Genomic DNA, 5,000 nt, shown 5'->3' on the forward strand with positions numbered 1-5,000 from the left:
AGTAAACGGCGGCCGTAACTATAACGGTCCTAAGGTAGCGAAATTCCTTGTCGGGTAAGTTCCGACCCGCACGAAAGGTGTAACGATTTGGGCACTGTCTCAACCAGAGACTCGGTGAAATTATAGTACCTGTGAAGATGCAGGTTACCCGCGACAGGACGGAAAGACCCCGTGGAGCTTTACTGTAGCCTGATATTGAATTTTGGTACAGTTTGTACAGGATAGGCGGGAGCCATTGAAACCGGAGCGCTAGCTTCGGTGGAGGCGCTGGTGGGATACCGCCCTGACTGTATTGAAATTCTAACCTACGGGTCTTATCGACCCGGGAGACAGTGTCAGGTGGGCAGTTTGACTGGGGCGGTCGCCTCCTAAAGTGTAACGGAGGCGCCCAAAGGTTCCCTCAGAATGGTTGGAAATCATTCGTAGAGTGCAAAGGCATAAGGGAGCTTGACTGCGAGACCTACAAGTCGAGCAGGGACGAAAGTCGGGCTTAGTGATCCGGTGGTTCCGCATGGAAGGGCCATCGCTCAACGGATAAAAGCTACCCCGGGGATAACAGGCTTATCTCCCCCAAGAGTCCACATCGACGGGGAGGTTTGGCACCTCGATGTCGGCTCATCGCATCCTGGGGCTGTAGTCGGTCCCAAGGGTTGGGCTGTTCGCCCATTAAAGCGGTACGCGAGCTGGGTTCAGAACGTCGTGAGACAGTTCGGTCCCTATCCGTCGTGGGCGTAGGAAATTTGAGAGGAGCTGTCCTTAGTACGAGAGGACCGGGATGGACGCACCGCTGGTGTACCAGTTGTTCTGCCAAGGGCATAGCTGGGTAGCTATGTGCGGAAGGGATAAGTGCTGAAAGCATCTAAGCATGAAGCCCCCCTCAAGATGAGATTTCCCATAGCGTAAGCTAGTAAGATCCCTGAAAGATGATCAGGTTGATAGGTTCGAGGTGGAAGCATGGTGACATGTGGAGCTGACGAATACTAATAGATCGAGGACTTAACCATATAATATGTAGCAATGTTATCTAGTTTTGAAGGAATATGCCTTCAATAGTTTGGTGATGATGGCAGAGAGGTCACACCCGTTCCCATACCGAACACGGAAGTTAAGCTCTCTAGCGCCGATGGTAGTTGGGACCTTGTCCCTGTGAGAGTAGGACGTCGCCAAGCAACTTTAAGACGAGTCAGAATGACTCGTCTTTTTTGTGTTTTATAAAAATAAGAATGGCTGGTAAATCTCAGTTTATTAAAATTTCACTTTATTGTTCACATCAACAAGTTCAAAACGCTCACAGACGAGTAACATATCTTCAGAGAAATTAAGACCAAGCTCATTTAGTTCCTTTGTAAAAAAACGAACATGGGTGTCTCTCCAGTAATTATAAGTACGATCTCCTTCGCCTTCAGCGATAGCGAATTCTTCGCTTACTTCATTCATTGGTGTTACAGTTACTTCTATTGTCTTAATAATAGCTACAGGTTCATCATTACTATTGAGTATAATACTATAATCAATAGTAGTCGGTAGTGATTCATGTTCTAATTCATAAAAAATGTGACCGGAGCATGTAGCGGTTTTAATACCGTCAATTACTAGTTGTGCAAGATAATTAGGGGCATCCCCAAATTGCCAAGCTGTAACAGATTCTGGTTTTTTGTTGTTTCCCCAATAAGTATCCCAATATGTCTGTGCTAATTGATTCATTTTTATCGTTACCTCACTCTAATTCATATTTAGTCTCTTTATAATTCCTAGGAAATTTACTTACTTATTTAGTATGTCTTTGTACTCATTTAAAAGTTGTAGCGGTGTGTTGCAAATTAAAAAGATACTATGTGGAGTGAATATAGTTTGTAAATATGTTCTGTACATATATGGAATCTTTAATTTTCCAATTGCATTTTATGATAAAGGATGTAGTTACTTAAAGAACGTTCAGATTATGAATGGTAGTTTATTATCACTATGCCATATTGAAGTGAGTAATACTAGAGTTAAAATAGATGAAAAAACTGATATTCTAAATTGAATATCAGTTTAATAATATGTGACTTATATGAATCTATAGCAATACGAAAAGCGTAAATAAGATAGCCAACAAAATACGATAGTACGCAAAAGGTTTTAAACCTATCTTCTCTAAAAGCTTTAGAAAAGTTACTACCGCTAGCATCGCTACTATAAAAGAGGTAATGAATCCTACCGCAAACATAGGGATGTCATCGACACTTAAATACTTCCAACTTTTTAGTAAGTCTAAGCCTGTAGCCCCAATCATTACAGGAAGAGCTATTAGAAAAGAGAATTCAGATGCAGTCTTATAATTTACTTTTGCTAATAGACCTCCAGAGATAGTAGAGCCAGCTCTAGAGAAGCCAGGGTATACTGCTAAGCACTGAAATAATCCGATTGTTAAAGCTTGGCGGTATGTTAAATCGTCCAGTGAATAGGCTGCTGCCTCTTTCTTTTTTACTTCTGCAAAGAGCATAAGAATTGCACCTGCTACAAGTCCAATCACAACAGTGTATGGCTGGAATAAGTATGTTTTAATAATATCATGTAGTAGCAAACCAGCAACCACTGCCGGAAATACGCCAAGAAATACATGGAACGCGTTGAATTTTTTTTCTTTCTGTAGAAGAGGCTTAATATTACATAAAGAAACGAGACGTTTATGATATAAAATTGCAATGGCTAAAATTGCGCCTAGCTGAATAACAATTTCAAACGTTTTCGCTCTTTCTCCCTCAAAGCCTAATAAATGCCCGACTAATATAAGATGGCCAGTAGAGGATATAGGTAAAAATTCAGCTAATCCTTCTACAATACCGAGTATGAAGGCAATAATGATATCGCTCATAGTTTCACTCCTACAAATTAATGAATGTCTACTTTTTTAAAATAGAATAGTGTTGCAATAAATCCGGAAATTGTCGTTACTGCAATGATGATATAAGAATACTCTGGTGGATATGTCGGTTGTAATTCGTTATTTGCGATATCTAGAGTAGCGGTCCACGGGAATAAATCTTTATGCTTGGAGTTTACGAGCATAAGATTAGTCATTGTAATAATGACTGTTAATATAATGGGCGGTACATAGCTCTTCATTACAAGAGTTAGTAGCACAATAGGTGAAGACAATAGAAAGAGAAGTCCACCACATATTAAAAATTCTAGGAAAGAACCTAAAAGTAAAGAAATGTTAAAGCCAGGGAAGTTCCCCAATAGCCCTAATATTAAAGTAAGTGCCCAAGCGACTAAAGTTAGCATCATAATCCAAAGAAAGAGAATGATGAATTTACTTATAATAAAGCTAATGCGCGACACGGGGATAGTTAGTAAATTTTTCAGTGTATCTTCTGCATATTCACGGGTAAGCAAATATGCAACCACTACTCCATATAAGGGGAATCCTATAACTAAAGTAGTATATAAGTTAACGTCAGTGAATAATTGATGGAACCAAATAGTTGGAGTAGGCTGTTTTGTTTTTATATGTATATAAGAGGCTACTACAACTAAGAAAGGTGCGACACCAGCACCAATAATGCTAATTAAAAACATATTAGAGCGTTTTAGTTTTAAGAGTTCTGTATAGAGTAGATTAACCAATTGTTCCACCTCCAACTAGTTTGGTGAAATAATCTTCTAGTCTATCTTCGCTTATCATCATTTTTAATACTTCAATATCGTTAAGAACAAACGTTCTGTTTATGTATCCTTGTTGTCCAAAATGAGAGTAAATACGAATATTTCCTTCATCATGTACTTCATAATCAAAAATTTGAAGATGATTTTCTAATAACATCACAGCTTTATCGTCATTATTCACTTGAAACTCTATGTACTTACGGTTTGCTTTGCGCAGCGTATCAAGAGAAACCTCTTCTAGTAACTTTCCTTCATGAATAATTCCGATACGATCGACCAACTGTTCTATCTCGGCTAATATGTGACTAGAAATGAGTATTGTTATATTTCTTTCTTGAGCTAAAGAATGAATAAGTTTTCGTATTTCTTTAATACCAATAGGGTCTAGTCCGTTAGTTGGTTCATCTAATATGAGTAGCTCAGGATAATGGAGAAGAGCGCGTGCAATTCCTAAGCGTTGCTTCATTCCTAAAGAATACTTTCCTACTAACTTTTTTGTCTCATGCTGCAAGCCTACTATTTCTAATGCTTCTTCGATAGCATTCTTTTTGTGAACCCCAATTATCTTTGCATTAATTAGTAGGTTTTCTTTTGCAGTTAAGTTTTCATAAAATCCTGGAACTTCAACTATAGAACCAATTCTGCTTAAAATATCTTTTTGATTTTGGAATAAGTTCTCTCCGAATATTTCAATCGTTCCACTTGTAGGTTTTATAAGACTAAGCAGCATACGAATGGTTGTTGTTTTACCAGCACCGTTGCGGCCTATGAAGCCATAAATCTCTCCTTGTTGAACATTAATATTTAAATTATCTACTGATTTTTGATTGCCATATACTTTAGTAAGGTTAGTCGTTTTTATAATTGTATTTATAGGAGACACCTGCTTTCTATAAGTTCTTACTTACATCATAAAAAGGAAGGCTTAACTGCATATTAATCATTTCTTAACTATTTCTTAAAAGTATTGTGTTTTGGAATAGAAAAGCCAAAAGTAGTTCGTTTCCATGGAGTACTTTCAACCCATATATGCCCACCATTTTTTTCAACGAGTGCTTTAGAAATAGAGAGTCCGAGACCGCTACCACCAAATGAAGAGTTTCTTGATTGTTCGCTTCGGTACATTCGCTCAAATATGTTTTGTAAATCATGTTTTGGAATACCAGGGCCTTGATCCCAAATATGAAGTTTGTATTCTGCATCAGCTTCTAGCAGTTCGACTCCTATTGTTTTCCCATCCTTTCCGTAATAAATTGCATTTTTCATTAAGTTACCGATAATCCGCACAATGCTTAGATGATCTGCGATGATAGGACAAGTAGACTCTGGTATGAGAATTTGCAGTT

At 38.3% G+C, this 5,000-nt stretch carries 5 protein-coding genes and 2 rRNA genes (2 of these 7 only partly in view); 2 read left to right on the plus strand and 5 right to left on the minus strand.

Features of this window, described 5'->3' with window-relative positions; all coding sequences use genetic code 11:
• Together NST86_RS01535 and rrf are read left to right on the plus strand one after the other, a co-directional pair.
• Window positions 1-1,004: ribosomal RNA gene (locus tag NST86_RS01535) — 23S ribosomal RNA — on the plus strand; it begins 1,919 nt to the left of the window's first position.
• A gap of 49 nt (window positions 1,005-1,053) precedes the next feature.
• A 5S ribosomal RNA gene (gene rrf / locus NST86_RS01540) occupies window positions 1,054-1,169 on the plus strand.
• Between the two features lie 76 nt (window positions 1,170-1,245).
• Here the strand turns inward: rrf and NST86_RS01545 are convergent.
• From NST86_RS01545 to NST86_RS01565, 5 genes are all read right to left on the minus strand, one after another.
• Window positions 1,246-1,704, minus strand: a complete 459-nt coding sequence (locus NST86_RS01545; protein WP_001072418.1) for an ASCH domain-containing protein — start codon at window positions 1,702-1,704, stop codon at window positions 1,246-1,248.
• A gap of 358 nt (window positions 1,705-2,062) precedes the next feature.
• Window positions 2,063-2,860, minus strand: a complete 798-nt coding sequence (uppP, locus tag NST86_RS01550; protein ID WP_001279960.1) for an undecaprenyl-diphosphate phosphatase UppP — start codon at window positions 2,858-2,860, stop codon at window positions 2,063-2,065.
• A gap of 17 nt (window positions 2,861-2,877) precedes the next feature.
• A complete protein-coding gene (locus NST86_RS01555) occupies window positions 2,878-3,615 on the minus strand; it encodes an ABC transporter permease (protein ID WP_000247716.1) in 738 nt (245 codons plus the stop codon).
• Entirely contained in the window at window positions 3,608-4,537 is a 930-nt protein-coding gene (locus NST86_RS01560; RefSeq protein WP_000074577.1) for an ABC transporter ATP-binding protein, read from the minus strand. Before NST86_RS01560 ends, NST86_RS01555 begins: the two co-directional genes overlap by 8 nt.
• A 68-nt stretch (window positions 4,538-4,605) precedes the next feature.
• A protein-coding gene (locus NST86_RS01565; RefSeq protein ID WP_227593492.1) for a sensor histidine kinase crosses the window boundary here: on the minus strand, window positions 4,606-5,000 show its 3' portion. Its footprint extends 619 nt past the window's final position; the window shows 395 of its 1,014 coding nt (coding positions 620-1,014); its start codon lies beyond the right edge, outside the window; it ends in the stop codon at window positions 4,606-4,608.

It is taken from the genome of Bacillus sp. FSL L8-0199, from assembly GCF_038005705.1.
Classification (GTDB): Bacteria; Bacillota; Bacilli; order Bacillales; family Bacillaceae_G; genus Bacillus_A; species Bacillus_A cereus.

Coding starts and splice junctions, on each gene's coding strand:
- NST86_RS01545 (WP_001072418.1), bottom strand. CDS start 1,704: ATGAATCAATTAGCACAGACATATTGGGATACTTATTGGGGAAACAAC.
- uppP (WP_001279960.1), bottom strand. CDS start 2,860: ATGAGCGATATCATTATTGCCTTCATACTCGGTATTGTAGAAGGATTA.